This is a genomic window from Pseudomonas sp. B21-047 (assembly GCF_024748775.1).
GTDB lineage: Bacteria > Pseudomonadota > Gammaproteobacteria > Pseudomonadales > Pseudomonadaceae > Aquipseudomonas > Aquipseudomonas capeferrum.
On sequence record NZ_CP087169.1, the window covers coordinates 3323880 to 3341131 of the forward strand.

A 17252-nucleotide genomic window follows, 5' to 3' on the forward strand; every position below is an offset into this window, starting at 1 on the left:
GTGTTTCGTCCGCCGGCCATTTGCCTAATGCCAGAGCGCTTCTATATTCAGAAAGGCCTCACTGCCGGTTGATCAGAGCATCATGATGTCCACACCCGAGCAATTGATCATCTGCGAGCACTGCGATTGCGTTTATCAGAAGGCATTGCTCGCCAAACATCAGAAAACCGTGTGCACGCGCTGCGGCGGTGTGCTGCAGCGGCACAACGGCTTGACGGTGGAACAACGCCTGGCATTAAGCTTCACGGCTGCGGTGCTGTGGTTGTTTGCCAACTTCTACCCGGTGATGAGCATCAGCCTGCAGGGGCTTAAAAACAGCGCCACGTTATGGGACTCGGTGCTGGCGTTGAGCCAGGGGCCGATTACCTTCATGGCCATGGTCGCGGCCATTTCGATCATCATCGCCCCCGCCTTCCAGCTGCTGTTGCTCATCTGGGTGCTGGGTTTTGCCCTCACCGCCCGCCGCTCCCCCGCGTTCAAGCTGTGCATGCGCTGGCTGGAGACCTTGCGCCCCTGGAGCATGCTCGAAGTGTGCCTGCTGGGGGCGATGGTGGCGGTGTTCAAGCTCGCCGGTATGCTCGATGTGCTGCCGGGTATCGGCCTGCTCGCACTGGCTGTGTTGAGCCTGTTGATGATCCGTATCGCCGGGCGCGATATTCGTGACTTGTGGGACATGCCATGAGCCGGCCACCAACCGCCAGCGAGCTTGACTTGTGCCTGTGCCACAGCTGTGGCCTGGCCTGCGACATGCACGACGAACCGCACCAGTGCCCGCGCTGCGACGCCCCTTTGCATCGGCGCAAGACCAATTCTCTGGGCCGCACCTGGGCTTACCTGCTGGCCGCCCTGGCCTTCTATGTACCGGCGAACGTGCTGCCGGTGATGAACACCATGATGCTCGGCAGCGGCGCCGACAGCACCATCATGAGCGGCGTGCTGGAGTTCTGGGAGCACGGCGCCTGGGACATTGCGCTGATCATCTTCATCGCCAGCATCGCTGTGCCGGGGGTGAAGTTCGTGGCCCTGTCGATACTCTTGATCACCGTCCAGCGCGGCAGTACCTGGGCGCAACAGCAGCGCTCGAAGCTCTACCGTTTCGTTGAACTGATCGGCTATTGGTCGATGCTCGATGTGCTGGTGGTAGCGCTGGTCGCGGCGCTGGTGAAGTTTCAATCGCTGGGTGACATCGAGCCGCGTCCGGGCATCCTGTTCTTTGGCCTGGTGGTGGTGTTCACCATGCTCTCAGCAATGAGTTTCGACCCCCGCATGATCTGGGACACGCCACCTGACAAGGAGCTCATGGATGACCCCATCCAGCAATGACCGCCCGCCCATTCCCGGCCCTGCACCGGTCAAGACTCGGCGCTTCGGCTTTTCCCTGGTGTGGATCGTGCCCATCGTGGCCGTGCTGGTCGGGCTTTCCCTGGTCGTGCACAACCTGATGCAGGAAGGCCCGACCATCACCCTCACCTTCAAGACCGGCGCGGGGCTGGCGGCCAACAAGACCGAGGTACGCTACCGTAACGTGGTGATCGGTCACGTCACCGAAGTGGCCCTGAGTGACGACCAGAAAAACGTCAACGCCACCGTCAAGCTCGACAAGCAGGCCGAGAGCTTCACCCGCGAGGACTCGAAGTTCTGGGTAGTCCGCCCGCGCATCGGCGCCGGTGGCGTGTCGGGCATCGACACCCTGCTTTCGGGCGATTACATCGGCGCCGACATCGGCCAGTCGAGCACCCGCGTGAAGCACTTCATTGGCTTGGAGAACCCGCCGGCCATCACCTACGGCGAGCCCGGCAAGCACTTCACCCTGCACACCCAGGACCTGGGCTCGCTGGACATCGGTTCGCCCGTGTATTACCGCAAGATCCCGGTCGGCCAGGTGGTCGCCTACGCCCTCGACCAGGAAGGTAAAGGGGTGGACGTGGAGATCTTCATCCATGCACCCAACGACGCCTTCGTGAGCGCCAACACACGCTTCTGGAACGCCAGCGGCATTGATGTGGAGGTCGGCGCCAATGGTTTTGCGTTGAAAACCGAGTCATTGTCGTCGATCCTGGTCGGCGGCATCGCCTTCCGCGCGCCGGACTACAACCCGAACGACACGGCCGCCAGCGAGAACCAGCGCTTTGAACTGTTCGCCGACCAGGCTGGTGCATTGGCCCCGCCCGCCGGCAAGGCGCAGTACCTGGCGCTACGCTTCGACCAGGCGATGCGCGGCCTCAAGGTCGGTGCGCCGGTCGAGTTCCTGGGCGTGGAGATTGGCCGAGTGGTCGCGGTGAACCTGGACTTCGATGAAGTCAAACGCAGTTTCCCGGTCAATGTCGGCATCGTCATCTATCCGCAACGCTTGGGCCGGGCGCACGAGAAGATGCTCAAGGTGTTGCAGCACGACCCCAATGACGAAGCCTCCGCCGCCAAGCTGATCGGCACCTTTATCGACAACGGCCTGCGTGCCCAGGCGCGCAGTGGCAACCTGCTCACCGGCCAACTGTACATCGCCCTGGACTTCTTCCCCAAAGCCGAGAAGGTGGCCTTCGACCCGGCGGCCCGCCCGGTGGTCATCCCGACCATTCCAGGCAGCCTGGAGCTGCTTCAGGAGCAGTTGCAGACCATGGTCGACAAGCTCAACCGGCTGCCGCTGGAGCGTATTGCCGGTAACCTCGATGCCAACCTGGTAGAGCTGCGCAAGGGCCTGACCCAGTTCAACGCACGGACCTTGCCAGGGGTGCAGAACACCCTGGCAGAGGTCAGCAATACCTTGAAGTCGGCCAATTCGACCCTGGCAGAAGACTCGCCACAGCGTGAACAGCTGACCCAGACGCTCGACGAGCTGGGGCGCATGTCGCGCTCCCTGCGCGAGCTTGCCGACTACCTGGGCCGCAACCCCGAGTCGCTGATCCGTGGCCGCCCGGACAACGCAGGGCCAATGGACCTGCAAGGGCCGCCCCGCAAATGACCACAGGAGTGTTGAACATGACCCCGTTGCCAAGGATTACCCTGCTGGTCGCGCTATTGGCCCTGGGCGCTTGCCGCAGCGACCCGATCCAGTTCCATACCCTCACGCCGGCGCAGCCGGCACCCACGTCGCACAACGCTGCGGACGAGATCCTGATCGAAAGTGTCAGCGTTCCACCACAGGTCGACCGGCCACAGCTGGTGATCCGCCAGGGCGACAGCAGCCTGGCGATTCTCGAGACGCAGTGGTGGGGCGCCACGCTGGTGGATGAGCTGCGCAGCGCGTTGGTCGACCAACTGAGCAATACCCGCCCCGCTCGCAAGCTGACCCTGCGCGTGGATGTGCAACGTTTCGATTCACTGCCGGGGCAGTACGCACTGCTGGACGCCAGGTGGCGCTTGCGCGCCCGCGAAGCCAATACCCAGCTGACCTGCCGCAGCACCTTGCAGACCGCCGCTGGCAGCAGCATCGATGACGTGGTGATTGCCCAGCAAGCCAACGTCAAGCGTCTGGCGGCCCTGATCAGCCAGGCCGCCGCGTCGTCGAGCGGCACTTGCCCTGCCAATGGTTGAAGCTGCGCATTTACCGTGCCGCCCCTAGCGCCGCCGTCTGCGCTGAGGGCCGCGCCAGCAGGCAGGAGAACACCAGCACAGGAAGCACCGCACAGCTGGCGGCCACCCACAACAGCGCACTGTACCCCCCGCTGACCAGTTGCCCGGCCAACGCCGGCCCTGCCATGGAGCTCAGGGCAAACGCCCCCGGAATCAGCATGATCGACCGGCCACTGCTGTCCAGACGCGCGATGGCCGCAGTCTGATACACGCAGCCCCAGGTGAACCCCACCTCCCAGATCCAGGCGCCCAAGGCATAGCCCAGAAAGCCCTCGGCATTGGCCAGCAGCAACAGCCCGGTGCCCAGAACGGCCAGAACCACCCCATGCGGCAAGCGCACACCCAGGCGGTCACCGACCAAAGCCAATGCGAGGGCCGCCGCGCCGCCCAACAGCTTCAACACGGCGAATACGACCCCCAGTTCAGTCGGCTGCAGGGCCAGGGCATGCCCCAAACGCTCCAGAAACGCCCACAACCCGATCTGCCCGGCACCAAACAGAAAAAAGCATGCCAGCGCGGCATAGGCGGCGGGTGGGCAGCTGAAGCGTGAAAGCAGCGACCCGTGGTGGGCCGGGCCACCCTCACCGACGAAGTCCTCGCGCCTGGGCAAGGCCAGAGCGCTGCAACTCAACAGCAGAATCATCACGGCCAACATCAGCGCTGCGCCGGCGTAGTGAAAGTGCGCAATCAGCAACGGCGGCAAGGCGAACAACACGGCCGCCACCACCGCCAGCTCAATCCCCAGGCGCATACCCAGGGCACGCTCCTTGTTGGCCATCTGCCCCATGATGCGCATGCCAAGGCAGGTCATCAGCGCCGCAAAGAAACCGATCAACGCCCACACCGGCAACTGCGCTGCGGCGGGCAGCCAGGACGACATCCAGTAGGCCGCCGCAGCGCCGAGGGCACAGCCCAGCGTCAGCCCACGCCAGTTCATGCGGTCGATCAACGCCACAGCCACCACGGTGCCCAGCAGGTAACCGGCAAAACACACCGCCCCCAGCATGCCGATCTGCCCGGCATTGAAGCCCAGGCTGTCGACCATCGAGCCGAGCAGGATAGGCAAGGTGTTGAACGGCAGCCCTCCAATCGTCGAAGCGAAACTGGCGGCCAGCATGATCGCCAGCGTTTTACGGCCATTCATGTTCATTGCGCACTCCTGCTCATCTGGGTATCAGCGCTGGCCGACGGTGATGATTTCGCGCCGCTCGGCCATGGCAGGGGGCACGCAGGCTTCGTCCATGAAGAACTGCTCATACCATTCACGCAGCTGATAGACTGGGCCATCGCCTTGCGCCAGGACCGGGTTGTTGACCCGGACCTTGTGCGCCCAGATGTCCACGTCCTGGTAGAACGACTCGCGGTTGCGCATCACGTAGTCTTGAGCTAGGGCGCGGTTCTGCTCTTCGCTCCAGCCATCGATCTTTTTCACCATGCAACCAAAGCGCAGCTCGAAGCTGTTGGCGTTGATCGGTACATGGCAGTTGAGCAGGATCGAATGGATCTCCATGCCCTCGAACACCGCGCGCATACGGGTAAAGTGGGTCGCCGGGCCGTAGTAGGCCGACTCCGCCACCAGGTCGCCGCCCAGGCGCTCGGAATCGCCATGGAAAATCTGCTGGGCAATATGGCCTTCGAAGACGTTGGCAAAGTACTTGGTCGGCGTGCCGTGGACCGGGCCGAAGTGCTGGGCGTCTGCCAGGTTGTCGACCAGCTCCCGCGGGTTGGTCTCGATAATCAGCTTGTCCATGTGCCAGTCGTGCAGCCAGGCGTCGCTGTCTTGCTCCGGCAGGTGCGGGATCACCACGTCGGCGGCCGGGGCGTTGCCCTCCGGGTTGTTCCAGACGAACAACAGGTTGTTTTCTTCACAGGTCAGCCAGCTGCGGGTCTTGGCCTTGGGCGGTATGCGCTTGCAGTAAGGAATTTCCACGCATTTGCCGGTCGCATCGTACTGCCAGTGGTGGAAGGGGCAGACCACCCGATCGTTCTCCAGCGTGCCGCGCGAAAGGTCGGCGCCCATGTGCGGGCAGTGCGCATCAATCACGCTGATCTGGCCCGCGGAGGTGGCGAAGGCCAGCAAGCGCGTGCCGAAGATATTCAGGGTATGCAACTGGCCGTCACGGTAATCGGCCGCTTCACCCAGGCAATGCCAGCCTCGGCCAAAGCGAGGGGCCAGAACACTGTCGACATTGATTGCTGCGAGCTTGGTCATTGTTATTGTTCCTCGTGTGGAAATCCCCGGTAACTTGCCCGGCCAATCTTCACCGAGCAGGCGCCGAGGCTCATCCTCCGCATGGACTAGATAGCCCCCACACAAGCCACTTCGCAGGCTTTGTCTCAGCGCCAGTCGTCGACGATAGCGTGCTCCAGGGCAAAGAGTTGCGCGGCAATCGTGCGCCGTTGGAAGCGTGCGGCCTGCTCCGCAGTGGCCAGCCATACCATTACCTGAGCCGGCACCTGCGGCGGCGCCGTGCCGCTGCGCATGGCCAGCACGCCGCGCTCGCCCAGCGTGGCCTTGAGCGCATCGGTGGTGACTACACCGGGGTTGAGCGTGAACGCGCGAACCCCCTGCCCGCCCAATTCGGCGGCGATGACCCCGCTGGCCCTGGAGACTGCCGCCTTGCCGGCCCCATACGCATAGCCCCAGCCCCCGTCTGCCGCCGCCATCGGCGGGTCGCTTTCGCCAGCGCCCGAGGTGACGTTGATCACCACCCCGGCGCCTTGGGCAAGCATCGCCTTGAGTACCGACTGGGTCAGCAGCATCGGTGCCAATACATAGGCCCTGTACACGCGGTCCAGGGTGTGCGCCTGCAGGCTCATGTACGCCCCGTTCAGGTCATTGCCTTGATAGATGGCGTTATTGACCAGCACATCGATCCGGCCATAGGCCGACAATACCGCCTGGCTGGCCTGCAATACCGATTTGCTGTCGAGCAAGTCCATGGGCACCACCAACGCCTGGCGCCCCAGTGCACGAATGGCTGCCGCGGTGTCGTTGAGGCTGCCGGGCAAGGGCTTGCCTTGCGCATCATGCAAGCGGTGCTCCAGGTGGGTGCCCTCTTCCACCGTGCGGGCACTGATGGCCACATCGAAACCCGCCCGGGCAAAGGCCAATGCCGTTTCGCGCCCGATACCGCGGCTGGCGCCGGTAATGAATGCCACCTTGGTCATGCGTGCTCTCCCTGGGATAAAAGTCAGAAGCGTGCCGGGCGAACCCTGGCATCCATTCCGCCATCGACGAATACCACGCTGCCGTGCACGAAACTCGCCTGCGCCGACTGCAGAAACACCACCACCTGGGCGACTTCCTCCGGGTGGGCCGAGCGCCCCAGCGGCGCGACGAACTCGCGTACCGCCTTGGCGAAGCGCGGGTCGTTGAGCGCCGCCTGGTGCAAAGGGGTCTCGACCGCCCCCGGGGCCACCACATTCAAGCGGATGCCCTGCCGGGCCCAGTCCACCGCCTTGCCGCGCGCGTTGGCGGTCACGGCATATTTGGAGCAGGCGTAGGCCACGTGCGACTGTTCAAGCGCATTGGCCTGCTCCAGGGCGAGGGTTTCGTTGCCCGCGAGCATGGCGGCAACCATCGGCTGCTGGTCGGGGTTCACATGGGTTGCCGCAATCGAGGCGATGACCACCGCTGCCGGCGCCTGGCCTTTGGCCAAGGCCTCGGCCAGGCCATCGAGCAGCTCGGTGACGCCAAAGTAGTTCACCGACACGATGGTATCGGACAACGCGCTGGAGCCCACACCGGCGCAGCAGACCAGGCCGTCGAGCACACCCTCACTCTGTTCGAGCACAGAGGCGATGGCGGCCTGGCGCCCGGCGGCGCTGGACAGGTCGGCAAGCACCTCGGCATTTGCCCGGTCGATGCCGATCACCCGATGGCCTGCGGCACGCAGCAACTGGCACACGGCGGCGCCGATCCCTGAAGCAGAACCGCTGACGGCTGTAACTGGCATAACGTCGTTCCTCGTTAAATGACGGTGCGGGCTAGTATTGGTGGCGCAGCCACCCGCCAACATCGTCCGCACGGACTAAAACGCCCCGGCCTGGCAGGCAGGCGCGGGGCGTTCGTGTGGTGACCGGTGAGGGTCAGGCGCTGTTGCGCAGCGGCGGTGCCAGCTTCAAGGCAGGTGCTTCGAGCTTATCGGGTGCCAGCAGGGCTGCCTTGGGCTTTCCCAGGGCAACCACGCTGTTGAGGATGATGCGCACCAACTCCGTCTGGCGGCGTACGCCGGTCTTGGAAAATATCGAACGCAAGTGGGCGCGGGCCGTGTTGCGGCGCACGTTCAACACTTCGGCCGCTTCTTCAAGCGACAGGCCGTTGGCCAACTCCATGGCCAGCGCGGTTTCGGCGCGGGTCAGGTTGAACAACTGCTTGGTCACGGTCTCGTTGGCCATGGAGCGACCCACCGCATCACGGATATACACGACCACCACCGGTTTGGTTTTACCCTCTGCCCAGTCCTGGGTCGGAATGGCCTCGACCACCACGCCAAGGTTGACGTTGCCGGACGGCCTGGCCACCGACATGGCCTCGGCAGCGGCACTGACCTTTTCATTGCCCATGTCGCGCGCAAAGGCACTGCGCACCAGGCGCTGCAATTCGCGGTTATCGCTGGGGTAGGTCGCTTCCAGGCGCCCGCCGACCAGTTTCAGGCCATCGGCGCGCTCAAGCAGCTCCCGGGCCACAGGGTTCAGGCGCAACACGCTGCCCGTCTGGTCAAGCACGATGGTGGCCACCGACAAGCGGCTGATCGCCTGGGAGTACAGCTCACTGATGGACTCGCTGCGGTCGAGCAGGTTGTGCACGTGCATGGCCCGCCGAAGGTGCGGCAGGAACATCTCGCAGAGGGTGCGTTCGGCCGCGGAAAATTTCGGCGCGCTTTTCGGCCGGGTGATGCGAAAGCGCAGTTTGCCGCCATCAGGCGTGGAGATGTCGGCGCCCATGACATGGTAGATGTCCTGGCTGATGCAGTAGGTCTTGAAGTAGGCCGACCCCGTCCACTCGGCCTCGGTCATCAGGTCTTCGACGGTGAACACACGGTCCAGCGGCTGGTTGCTGAAAGGCGTGACCGCTTGCGGGTAGGCCCAGTAACTGACCTCGCCTTCGCCTTCGATGTCGCCCACCACAATCATCAAGCCCATGTCGGGCTGCTCGGGCACGCGCAAGATCAAGGTCACATAGTTGGCCTGGAACAGACCGCGGATGTGCCGCAAGGACTTGGCCATCAGCTTCTGGTCTAGCGCACCGTCGTAAAACTCGCCAATCAGCCGATCGTACTCATCAAGCTCCAGGCCCATTTCGGCCAAGGCTTGAACGCTCAAGCTGGCATTTTCCATCGCCCGTCTCCTCGCAGGGCACAGCCCAGGCCGTGCCCGTTTTTATTGTTATGATTCGAACACTTGCGCATGCGGTGTGCGGCCAGGCTTGGCCAGCACGAGGGGTTTACCCTGATTGAACCAGGCGGCCAATGCCGGCAGCAGGAAAATCGCCCCCAGCACATTGACCAAGAACATGAATGAAAGCAAGACCCCCATATCGGCCTGGAACTTCAGCGGTGCGAACGCCCAGGTGCACACGCCGATGGCCATGGTCAGGGCCGTGAACACCGCCGCTGTGCCGCGTTGGCACATGGCTTGGTAAAACGCCTGGCGCAGGTCGGCACCGGCAGCCATTTCGTGCTGAATGCGCTCATAAAGGTAGATGCCATAGTCCACCCCTACCCCGACCCCCAGCGCCATCACTGGCAACGTCGCCACCTTCAGGCCGATACCGAGCATGGCCATCAACGCATTGCACAGCACTGCCACGATCGCCAGCGGCACCAGAATGCACAGCACCGCCCGCAGTGAGCCGAAGGTCAGCCAGCAGAACAGCCAGACCGAGCCGAACAGCGCCACCAGCATCACCACTTCGGCATGTTTGACGGCATCGTTGGACGCCGCCATTACGCCGACGTTGCCCCCGCCCAGCAGGAACGTGATCTGCGGCACCTGCACCTGCGCAATGATGCGCTGGGCCTCCTTGACCACATGGGCCACGGTGGCGCCATCGTGGTCGGTGAGAAACACCAGAATCTGCATGTGCTGGCAGCCATCGGTCACCAAGCCGTCTTCGGGTACATAAGCCCGCGCGCCTTGGCTAAGGCCACGGGCCGAGCCCGGAATGGCCGCCCAGCGCGGGTTGCCTTCGTTGTTACCGGCAATCACGGTCTTGCCAAACCCTGCCACGCTCTGCACCGACTGCACCCCGGTGACGCTGCGCATCTGGAAGTCGAACGCTTCGACCGCGCGCATCACCGTCGGCGACAGGCAGGCCTCTTCCACACCTTGGGCCTGAACGAACACGGCCAATACATCCAGACCGATGGAGTAACTGCTGATGATGTTCGCGTTGTCCTGGTTGTAGCGCGATTCGGCACGTAGTTCCGGCGCCCCGGCGCCGATGTCGCCCACCTCCAGCTGCCGCGCCTTGACCACCGCAACACTCAGCAGCATCACGCTGAGCACCAGCACCGCCAGCGCCGGGCGTGGCTCGGCCAGCGCCGACAGCCGCCACCACAGCGGGTGCCTGCCGTGTTGCTGAACCTGCCCCTTGCGCAACACCGCCGGCTCCAGGCGCAGGTGCGAAATGATGATCGGCAGCATCAACTTGTTGGTGATGATCATCAGCATCACACCAATACAGGCTGTCACCCCCAGCTCATGCACGATGGGGATATCGATCAGCATGATCACGGCAAAGCCCAGCGCATTCATCAACAACGCCAGCGAACCGGGGATGAAGATCTTGCAAAAGGCCGACCGCGCCGCCTGCAGCGAGTCCTTCCCGGCCAGTACTTCCTGCTTCCAGGCGTTGGTCATCTGCACCGCATGGGAGACGCCAATGGAGAAAATCAGAAACGGCACCAGGATCGACATCGGGTCGATGCCCAGGCCCATGAGCGGCAGCAAGCCCAACAGCCACACCACCGGCAGCAGCGCCACCAGCAAGGCCACCACGGTCAGGCGCAGCGAGCGCGAGTACAGCCACAGCAACGCCCCGGTGATCAGGAAGGCGACGGCAAAGAAGCCGATGACCGTCATCAACCCCTCGACCACATCGCCCACCAGCTTGGCGAAACCGACGATGTTGATCTCGACCTGGTCGCTGGCGTACTTGGCGCGAATGGCTTCCAGGCGCTCGGCCACTTCAACGTAGTTGACCGCTTTCCCCGTTTGCGGGTCGATGTCCTGCAGGTCGGCACGCACCATGGCCGATTTCAGGTCATTGGCCACCAGGCGGCCCACTTGCCCGGAACGCGCCGCATTGCTACGCACCTGGGCCAGGTCTTGCGGGGTGCCGGTGAAGCGCGGGGGCACCACCACATCGCCAAAAAAGCCTTCTTCGGTAATCTCGATGTAACGCACATTGGCGGTGAACAGCGAGGTCACGCTCGCCCGGCTGACGCCATTGATGAAGAACACATCATCGGTGACCTTGCGCAGCGTCTCCAGAAACTGCGGGTTGTAGATGTCACCTTCGCCTTTCCACTTCACACTCACCAGAAAGCGGTTGGCGCCGGTGAAGTACTGGCTGAACGTGAGGAAATTGACCATGTACGCGTGGCGCACCGGGATCTGCTTGTTGAACCCAGGGTCGAGTTGGGTGTGCGTGGCGCTGTAGCCCAACCCCAGGGTCAGCAGCATGAACAAGGTCAACAGCAGTTTACGGCGAGCCAGCAGCAAGTCGGCGCAACGCTCGACCTTGCGTTCAACCCAGGAATCAACGCGCTTCATGTACAGCCCCCCGCTTGCCAAGGGCGGCAACGCTGTTACCGTTTCCCTGGAATACACCACGCTCACCGGCCACCAGCACCTGGTCAGCCCCCATGACAATGGCCGAGGTCAACGTCCCCAGACCGGGTTGACGATGAATACCGAGCAATCGGCCCTCCCCATCCAGCCGTACCATCGAGCTGCCCGCACCGACAATCAGCACACCTGCGTTGTCGGGCAGCAGCACATGGCCGTACAGCGGTTGGTTACTGCCCACCTTGAGGGCTTGCCACGACTGACCGAAGTTGTCGGTGACAAAGACATTGCCACGCATGCCATAGGCCACCCAGCGTTCGGCGCTCAGGCGCACCACGCCAAACAGTGAGCCGCTGTAGAAGGCAGGCAGCTGCTGCCAGTGCAGGCCGTTATCGACGCTGAGCATCACCAGGCCCTGCTCGCCCACCAGCATGCGCCGCCCGTCCGGGCCGCCATCCATGGCATTGAGGTGCGCGCGGTCGACCGGCAGCGCCAGCGCCTGCCAGCTGAGGCCCGCGTCATCAGAGCGATAGAACTTGCCATAACTGCCGAAGGCGAAGACCTGCTGGCCGCCAGCGGCCCACACACCGAGCAAGGGCTCGCCGGCATCGGCCTCGATATGCACCTCGTGCCAGCTGCTGCCGGCGTCCTGCGAGCGCAGGATCAAGCCGTCCTGGCCAACCGCGATCAGTTGCTCGGTGTTCAGCGCTGCCAGGGCGGTCAGGGAGATATGCCGCTGCGGTTCAACAGTGGCCTGCTGCCAGCTGTGGCCGCGGTCATCGCTGATGAGAATGGTGCCGCGCTCGCCGACCGCGACCTGGCGCTTGCCGAGGTTGAGCAGCCCGTTGACCTGCATGCGGCCAGTGTCGAGCTGGGTGTCGGCGATGCTCACGGGCTGGCGAGGCGTGAACGCCAAGGCAACCACCCCGGCGACCGTGATGCACACCAGATAGGCAATCAGCTGGCGCATGGGCGACTCCTTGCAGCAACATCCAGGCGCTCGACATTATCCATACGGCCCACCCTCTTCTTGTAATAGTGAATCAGCGCCCCGAGGTGCAGTGCGCGCAACGGGTCGTGACTGAGGTGTGTAGATAGTCCGTCTGCTTGGCTGCCGGTACATCGTCCAAATGGCCTAAGCCGGCGCCAAGCAGGCAAGTCCTGGTTAGCAGAGCCTGGTCAGCAGACCTCGAACAGCCCCGCCGCCCCCATGCCGCCGCCGATGCACATCGCCACCACCACGTAGCGCACGCCCCGGCGGCGCCCTTCAAGCAGGGCATGGCCGACCATGCGCGCCCCCGACATGCCGAATGGGTGGCCAATGGCGATGGCGCCGCCGTTGACGTTCAGGCGTTGCGGGTCAATCCCCAAGGCGTCGCGGCAATGCAGCACCTGACAAGCGAAGGCTTCGTTGATCTCCCACAAGCCGATATCGGCGGCCGACAGGCCAAAGCGCTTGAGCAACTTGGGTACCGCCAGCACGGGCCCGATGCCCATCTCCTCTGGGGCGCAACCGGCCACCGCGATACCTCGGTAGATGCCCAGAGGCTGCAGGCCATGCTCAGCGGCCTGGGCGCGGCTCATCAGCAAACTGGCCGAAGCGCCGTCGGAGAACTGCGAGGCGTTGCCGGCGGTGATGAACTCGCCTTGCGCTACCCACTGGCCGTTCTTCCACACCGGCTTCAATGCCGCCAGGTCTTCGGCCCGGGTCGAGGGGCGGTTGCACTCGTCGCGATCGGCCAGCACCTGCTCGTGGCCGTCTGGCTGGCCCTCCTTGTCGAAGCGCAGCTTGTGCGCCTGTAGGGGCACGATTTCATCCACGAACAGGCCATCACGCTGCGCCGCAGCCGTGCGCTGCTGGCTTTGCAGTGCATAGTCATCCTGGGCGGCGCGGCTGATGCCGTAGCGGCGTGCGACGATTTCGGCGGTTTCGATCATCGGGATGTAGGCGCTGGGCATGCAGGCCAGCACCGCCTCGGACTGGTTGCGATAGGTGTTCTTGTGCTTGTTCTGGGTCAGCGACAACGACTCGACGCCACCGGCCACGACAATGCTCATTTCACCGGCGATGATGTTCTTCGCCGCCACGCCGATACTCATCAGCCCAGACGCGCACATGCGGTCCAGGGCCATGCCGGGCACGCTGTCAGGCAGGCCGCCGGTGTAGGCGCACAGCCTGCCGATGTTGTAACCCTGGGTACCTTGCTGCACGGCCGCCCCCATGATCACGTCATCGACCGCCCCCGGTTCGATACCGGCGCGCTCGACCACCGCACGTACTACATGGCCACCCAGTACCGGCGCTTCGGTGTCGTTGAACGCGCCACGGAAGGACTTGGTCAATGCGGTACGCGCAGTTGCAACGATCACTACGTCATTCATGCTCATGTTCAGGCTCACTCACTCGTGGGGTTGAAGGTGTAGCGGCTGATGGTGTCGACCACGCAGCCGGGGCGCTCGGCGCCCTCGATCTCGATACTGATGCGCACCACCACCTGCACTGCCGTGCCGACCCTTTCGGCACTGACGACCTGGCCCTGGCCGCGTACCCGCGCACCCACCTTCACCGCTGCCGGGAAACGCACGCGGTCGGTGCCGTAGTTCACCCCCATGGCCAGGTTGTCGATGGCCATCAGTTGCGGCATGAACAGGTTGGCCAGGGCCAGGGTCAGGTAGCCGTGGGCGATGCAACCGCCGAACGGGCCGCTGGCGGCGCGCTCGGGGTCGACGTGTATCCATTGCTGATCGCCGGTGGCCTCGGCAAACAGGTTGACCCGCGCCTGGGTCATCTCCAGCCAGTCGGTCACGCCCAGGTTCAGGCCCTGGGCCGCCAGCAGCTGCGTGGCATTACTGAATCGTGTGCTCATGGCTTGCCCTCACGCCTGTTGTGAACTGACCGACAGCACTTCGCCGACCATGTACGAGGCGTAATCGCTGGCCAGGAACACCATCACGTTGGCCACCTCCCACACCTCGGCGGCGCGGCCGAAGGCTTCGCGATCGGCCAGCGTGGCCAGCAATGCTTCGCTGGCGGCCTTCTTCAAAAACGCATGCAAGGCAATCGACGGTGCCACGGCGTTGATGCGTACGCCGTACTCGGCGGCCTCCAGGGCACTGCAGCGGGTCAGCGCCATGACCCCGGCCTTGGCGGCGGCGTAGTGGGCCTGCTCCTTCTGTGCACGCCAACCGAGCACCGAGGCGTTGTTGACGATGGCGCCAGTACCGCGCCGTTCCATGTGCGGCAACATCGCGCGGGTCATGCGGAAGGTGCCGGTCAGGGTCACGTCGAGCACCCGCAGCCATTCCTCATCGCTCATGGCAGTGACGCGCTTCTGCCCACCCAGGCCTGCGTTGTTGATCAGCACATCGACCCCGCCCAGGGCCTGTTCGGCGGCACTCACCAGGGCTTGCACCTCATCCTCGATGGTGACGTTGCACAGCTGGCCATACACCGCCTGTAGCCCGGTTTCGGCTTTCAGCTGCTCGACCGCCTGCTCCAGCCGGCGGGGGTGCACATCGGAAATCATCAACGCCCGGCAGCCTTCTTCGGCGCAGCGCCTGGCAGCGGCATAGCCGATACCGGCACCTGCCGCAGCAGTGATGAGTACGGATTTACCGGCCAACAGCTGATGGCCGGGTACATAGGGAGGGGCTTGCTTCACGATGACTACCTCTGACGGAATACAGGTTGCCGACAGGTATAAAGCCCGAGGCCATCGGGCACATCGTCAAAACGGACGGGGGAAGGCATTGCGGGCTGGGTTTTGCAGCGGGCTGACGCACACAGGCGCGGGGTTGCCCCACGCCTGCACCTTTGGGGCTTCAGGCGCCCCAGACCTTCTGCGCCTTGGGCGCTTCGTGCAAGATGGCGGCAACCACTTCGCCCACCTCGCCGACCTGCCAGCGCGCGCCCTTGTCGCGGGTCACCCCGGTTCGCCAACCATCACCCAGGGAAATCCGCCCGCCCTGGCTCTCGAACAGCTGACCGCTGACATGCCCGGATTCAGCACTGCCCAGCCACACCACCAAGGGCGCGACGTTCTCGGCCGCCCAGGCATCGAAGCTGTCGTCGTCGGGCTTTTTGACCATGTCGGGCATGGCACTTTCAGTCATCGACGTGCGCGCCGCCGGGGCCAGGGCGTTGGCAGTGACGCCATAGCGCCCAAGCTCGGCGGCCTGTACCAGCGTCAGTGAGGCGATGCCGCCTTTGGCGGCGGCATAGTTGGACTGCCCGATCGAGCCTTGCAAGCCCGCGCCGGAGCTGGTGTTGATGATCCGCGCCGGTACCGGTGTACCGGCCTTGGCCAGGTCACGCCAGCGCCGCCCGAGAATATTGGCCAGGCAGTAATGCCCCTTGAGGTGCACGCGCATCACCAGGTCCCAGTCTTCTTCCGAGAGGCTGATGAACATGCGGTCACGCAGGATGCCGGCATTGTTGACCAGCACATGCACCTCGCCAAACGCCGCCAGCGCGGCGTCGACGATGTGCTGCGCGCTACTCAGGGTGGTGATATCGTCGTCGTTGGCGATGGCCTGGCCGCCCCGCGTGTGTATCTCGTCCACCACCGCCTCGGCAGCCTCGCGGCGGATGTCGTTGACCACGACATTGGCGCCCTCGGCGGCGAACGCCAACGCATAGGCGCGGCCCAGCCCGCCACCGGCGCCGGTGATAATCACGGTACGGCCTTCACAGATTGCCATGGGAGTGCTCCTGTTGCTGAGTGTTAGCGGCTTCAGAGCCGTTCGATGATGCTGACGTTGGCCTGGCCGCCGCCTTCGCACATGGTTTGCAGGCCATAGCGCCCGCCCGTGCGCTCCAGCGCATGCAGCAAGGTGGTCATCAAGCGTGCGCCAGTGGCGCCCAGCGGGTGGCCAAGGGCAATGGCGCCGCCGTTGAGGTTGGTGCGGGCCGGGTCGTAGTCGAGCTCCTTGGCCCAGGCCATGACCACCGACGCGAACGCTTCGTTGATCTCCACCAGGTCGATGTCGGCCATGCGCATGCCGGCCTTCTTCAACGCCGCGCGGGTCGCGGCAATTGGCGCGGTGAGGTGCCAGATCGGGTCATCGCCCAGTACCGACAAGTGATGAATACGCGCCCTGGGCGTCAGGTTGTAGCGCTTGAGCGCGGCCTCTGACACCACCAGCAAGGCCGCCGAGGCATCGCAGGTCTGGCTGGAGACGGCCGCCGTGATCGAGGGGTATTCCGGGCTAACCGGCTCAAGGCTGGCCATCTTCTCCAGGCTGCTGACACGCGGGGTTTCGTCGTGTGCCAGGCCTTGGCAGGCCACGATCTCGCGGGTGAAGTAGCCGGCATCGGCTGCTGCCAGCGCACGCCGATGGCTTTCCAGGGCGAACACTTCCATGTCGGTGCGGCTGAGCTGCCAGTGATCGGCAATCCGTTGCGCGGCGTAGAACTGGTTGACCGGCTGGCTGCCGAAGCGGGCCTGCCAGCCCTTGCTGCCCGAAAACGGGTCACTGAAACCCAAGGGCTGGCCGGCCAGCATGGCCGACGAAATCGGGATCTGGGTCATGGTCTGCACCCCACCCACCGCCACCACATCCTGGGTGCCACTCATCACTGCCTGGGCGGCAAAGTGCAGCGCCTGCTGAGACGAACCGCACTGGCGGTCGACCGTGGTACCCGGCACATTCAGCGGCAGGCCGGCAGCCAGCCAACTGGTGCGGGCGATGTCACCGGCTTGCGAGCCGATGGCATCGACGCAGCCGAAGATCACATCGTCATACTCCTCGGCCGGTATTGCATTGCGCTCGACCAGGGCCTGCAACACATGTGCACCCAGATCGATGGCATGCACATCGGCGAGGCTGCCTTTGCGCTTGCCGGTCGGGCTACGCAGGGCATCGACAATATAGGCTTGGGGCAT

At 64.2% G+C, this 17252-nt stretch carries 16 protein-coding genes; 4 read left to right on the forward strand and 12 right to left on the reverse strand.

What is annotated here, in order from left to right:
- The first annotated feature begins 85 nt into the window (after positions 1–85).
- The 4 genes from LOY26_RS15035 to LOY26_RS15050 are packed head-to-tail and all read left to right on the forward strand — an operon-like array spanning position 86 to position 3531.
- Complete coding sequence (locus tag LOY26_RS15035) at positions 86–682, forward strand: paraquat-inducible protein A (protein ID WP_033700120.1); 597 nt, start codon at positions 86–88, stop codon at positions 680–682.
- A complete protein-coding gene (locus tag LOY26_RS15040) occupies positions 679–1323 on the forward strand; it encodes a paraquat-inducible protein A (RefSeq protein ID WP_258713728.1) in 645 nt (214 codons plus the stop codon). The genes LOY26_RS15035 and LOY26_RS15040 overlap by 4 nt, the downstream gene beginning before the upstream one ends.
- On the forward strand, positions 1304–2959 hold the full coding sequence (locus tag LOY26_RS15045) for an intermembrane transport protein PqiB (RefSeq protein WP_186660879.1): 1656 nt from the start codon (positions 1304–1306) through the stop codon (positions 2957–2959). Before LOY26_RS15040 ends, LOY26_RS15045 begins: the two co-directional genes overlap by 20 nt.
- A 17-nt stretch (positions 2960–2976) precedes the next feature.
- Positions 2977–3531: a PqiC family protein gene (locus LOY26_RS15050; RefSeq protein ID WP_258713729.1), complete on the forward strand. Its 555-nt coding sequence runs from the start codon at positions 2977–2979 to the stop codon at positions 3529–3531.
- 10 nt (positions 3532–3541) lie between these two features.
- Here LOY26_RS15050 and LOY26_RS15055 read toward each other — a convergent pair whose 3' ends face one another.
- From LOY26_RS15055 to LOY26_RS15110, 12 genes are all read right to left on the reverse strand, one after another.
- On the reverse strand, positions 3542–4720 hold the full coding sequence (locus tag LOY26_RS15055; protein ID WP_258713730.1) for an MFS transporter: 1179 nt from the start codon (positions 4718–4720) through the stop codon (positions 3542–3544).
- 24 nt (positions 4721–4744) lie between these two features.
- Positions 4745–5782: a Rieske 2Fe-2S domain-containing protein gene (locus tag LOY26_RS15060; RefSeq protein ID WP_186664283.1), complete on the reverse strand. Its 1038-nt coding sequence runs from the start codon at positions 5780–5782 to the stop codon at positions 4745–4747.
- Between the two features lie 125 nt (positions 5783–5907).
- Positions 5908–6741, reverse strand: a complete 834-nt coding sequence (locus LOY26_RS15065) for an SDR family NAD(P)-dependent oxidoreductase (protein ID WP_258713731.1) — start codon at positions 6739–6741, stop codon at positions 5908–5910.
- A gap of 23 nt (positions 6742–6764) precedes the next feature.
- Positions 6765–7529, reverse strand: coding sequence for an SDR family oxidoreductase (locus LOY26_RS15070; RefSeq protein ID WP_186664287.1), 765 nt, complete (start codon positions 7527–7529; stop codon positions 6765–6767).
- Between the two features lie 133 nt (positions 7530–7662).
- Positions 7663–8913 (reverse strand): helix-turn-helix transcriptional regulator, encoded by a 1251-nt coding sequence (locus LOY26_RS15075; RefSeq protein WP_186664289.1) that lies wholly within the window; start codon positions 8911–8913, stop codon positions 7663–7665.
- A gap of 48 nt (positions 8914–8961) precedes the next feature.
- The gene (locus LOY26_RS15080) at positions 8962–11352 is read right to left on the reverse strand and encodes an RND family transporter (protein WP_258713732.1); all 2391 of its coding nucleotides are present in this window, start codon (positions 11350–11352) and stop codon (positions 8962–8964) included.
- Positions 11339–12337, reverse strand: coding sequence for a YCF48-related protein (locus LOY26_RS15085; RefSeq protein WP_258713733.1), 999 nt, complete (start codon positions 12335–12337; stop codon positions 11339–11341). Before LOY26_RS15085 ends, LOY26_RS15080 begins: the two co-directional genes overlap by 14 nt.
- Before the next feature lie 209 nt (positions 12338–12546).
- Positions 12547–13755: an acetyl-CoA C-acyltransferase gene (locus LOY26_RS15090; RefSeq protein ID WP_186664295.1), complete on the reverse strand. Its 1209-nt coding sequence runs from the start codon at positions 13753–13755 to the stop codon at positions 12547–12549.
- A gap of 8 nt (positions 13756–13763) precedes the next feature.
- Positions 13764–14234, reverse strand: a complete 471-nt coding sequence (locus LOY26_RS15095; protein WP_186664297.1) for a MaoC family dehydratase — start codon at positions 14232–14234, stop codon at positions 13764–13766.
- A gap of 9 nt (positions 14235–14243) precedes the next feature.
- The gene (locus LOY26_RS15100; RefSeq protein WP_186664300.1) at positions 14244–15029 is read right to left on the reverse strand and encodes an SDR family oxidoreductase; all 786 of its coding nucleotides are present in this window, start codon (positions 15027–15029) and stop codon (positions 14244–14246) included.
- A 160-nt stretch (positions 15030–15189) separates the two neighbouring features.
- The gene (locus tag LOY26_RS15105; RefSeq protein WP_258713734.1) at positions 15190–16068 is read right to left on the reverse strand and encodes an SDR family oxidoreductase; all 879 of its coding nucleotides are present in this window, start codon (positions 16066–16068) and stop codon (positions 15190–15192) included.
- A 32-nt stretch (positions 16069–16100) separates the two neighbouring features.
- Entirely contained in the window at positions 16101–17252 is a 1152-nt protein-coding gene (locus LOY26_RS15110; protein WP_258713735.1) for an acetyl-CoA C-acetyltransferase, read from the reverse strand.

What these genes read in the sequence shown, in the direction of transcription:
- LOY26_RS15035 (WP_033700120.1), top strand. Translation starts at nt 86, where the DNA reads ATGTCCACACCCGAGCAATTGATCATCTGCGAGCACTGCGATTGCGTT.
- LOY26_RS15040 (WP_258713728.1), top strand. Translation starts at nt 679, where the DNA reads ATGAGCCGGCCACCAACCGCCAGCGAGCTTGACTTGTGCCTGTGCCAC.
- LOY26_RS15045 (WP_186660879.1), top strand. Translation starts at nt 1,304, where the DNA reads ATGACCCCATCCAGCAATGACCGCCCGCCCATTCCCGGCCCTGCACCG.
- LOY26_RS15050 (WP_258713729.1), top strand. Translation starts at nt 2,977, where the DNA reads ATGACCCCGTTGCCAAGGATTACCCTGCTGGTCGCGCTATTGGCCCTG.
- LOY26_RS15055 (WP_258713730.1), bottom strand. Translation starts at nt 4,720, where the DNA reads ATGAACATGAATGGCCGTAAAACGCTGGCGATCATGCTGGCCGCCAGT.
- LOY26_RS15060 (WP_186664283.1), bottom strand. Translation starts at nt 5,782, where the DNA reads ATGACCAAGCTCGCAGCAATCAATGTCGACAGTGTTCTGGCCCCTCGC.
- LOY26_RS15065 (WP_258713731.1), bottom strand. Translation starts at nt 6,741, where the DNA reads ATGACCAAGGTGGCATTCATTACCGGCGCCAGCCGCGGTATCGGGCGC.
- LOY26_RS15070 (WP_186664287.1), bottom strand. Translation starts at nt 7,529, where the DNA reads ATGCCAGTTACAGCCGTCAGCGGTTCTGCTTCAGGGATCGGCGCCGCC.
- LOY26_RS15075 (WP_186664289.1), bottom strand. Translation starts at nt 8,913, where the DNA reads ATGGAAAATGCCAGCTTGAGCGTTCAAGCCTTGGCCGAAATGGGCCTG.
- LOY26_RS15080 (WP_258713732.1), bottom strand. Translation starts at nt 11,352, where the DNA reads ATGAAGCGCGTTGATTCCTGGGTTGAACGCAAGGTCGAGCGTTGCGCC.
- LOY26_RS15085 (WP_258713733.1), bottom strand. Translation starts at nt 12,337, where the DNA reads ATGCGCCAGCTGATTGCCTATCTGGTGTGCATCACGGTCGCCGGGGTG.
- LOY26_RS15090 (WP_186664295.1), bottom strand. Translation starts at nt 13,755, where the DNA reads ATGAGCATGAATGACGTAGTGATCGTTGCAACTGCGCGTACCGCATTG.
- LOY26_RS15095 (WP_186664297.1), bottom strand. Translation starts at nt 14,234, where the DNA reads ATGAGCACACGATTCAGTAATGCCACGCAGCTGCTGGCGGCCCAGGGC.
- LOY26_RS15105 (WP_258713734.1), bottom strand. Translation starts at nt 16,068, where the DNA reads ATGGCAATCTGTGAAGGCCGTACCGTGATTATCACCGGCGCCGGTGGC.
- LOY26_RS15110 (WP_258713735.1), bottom strand. Translation starts at nt 17,252, where the DNA reads ATGCCCCAAGCCTATATTGTCGATGCCCTGCGTAGCCCGACCGGCAAG.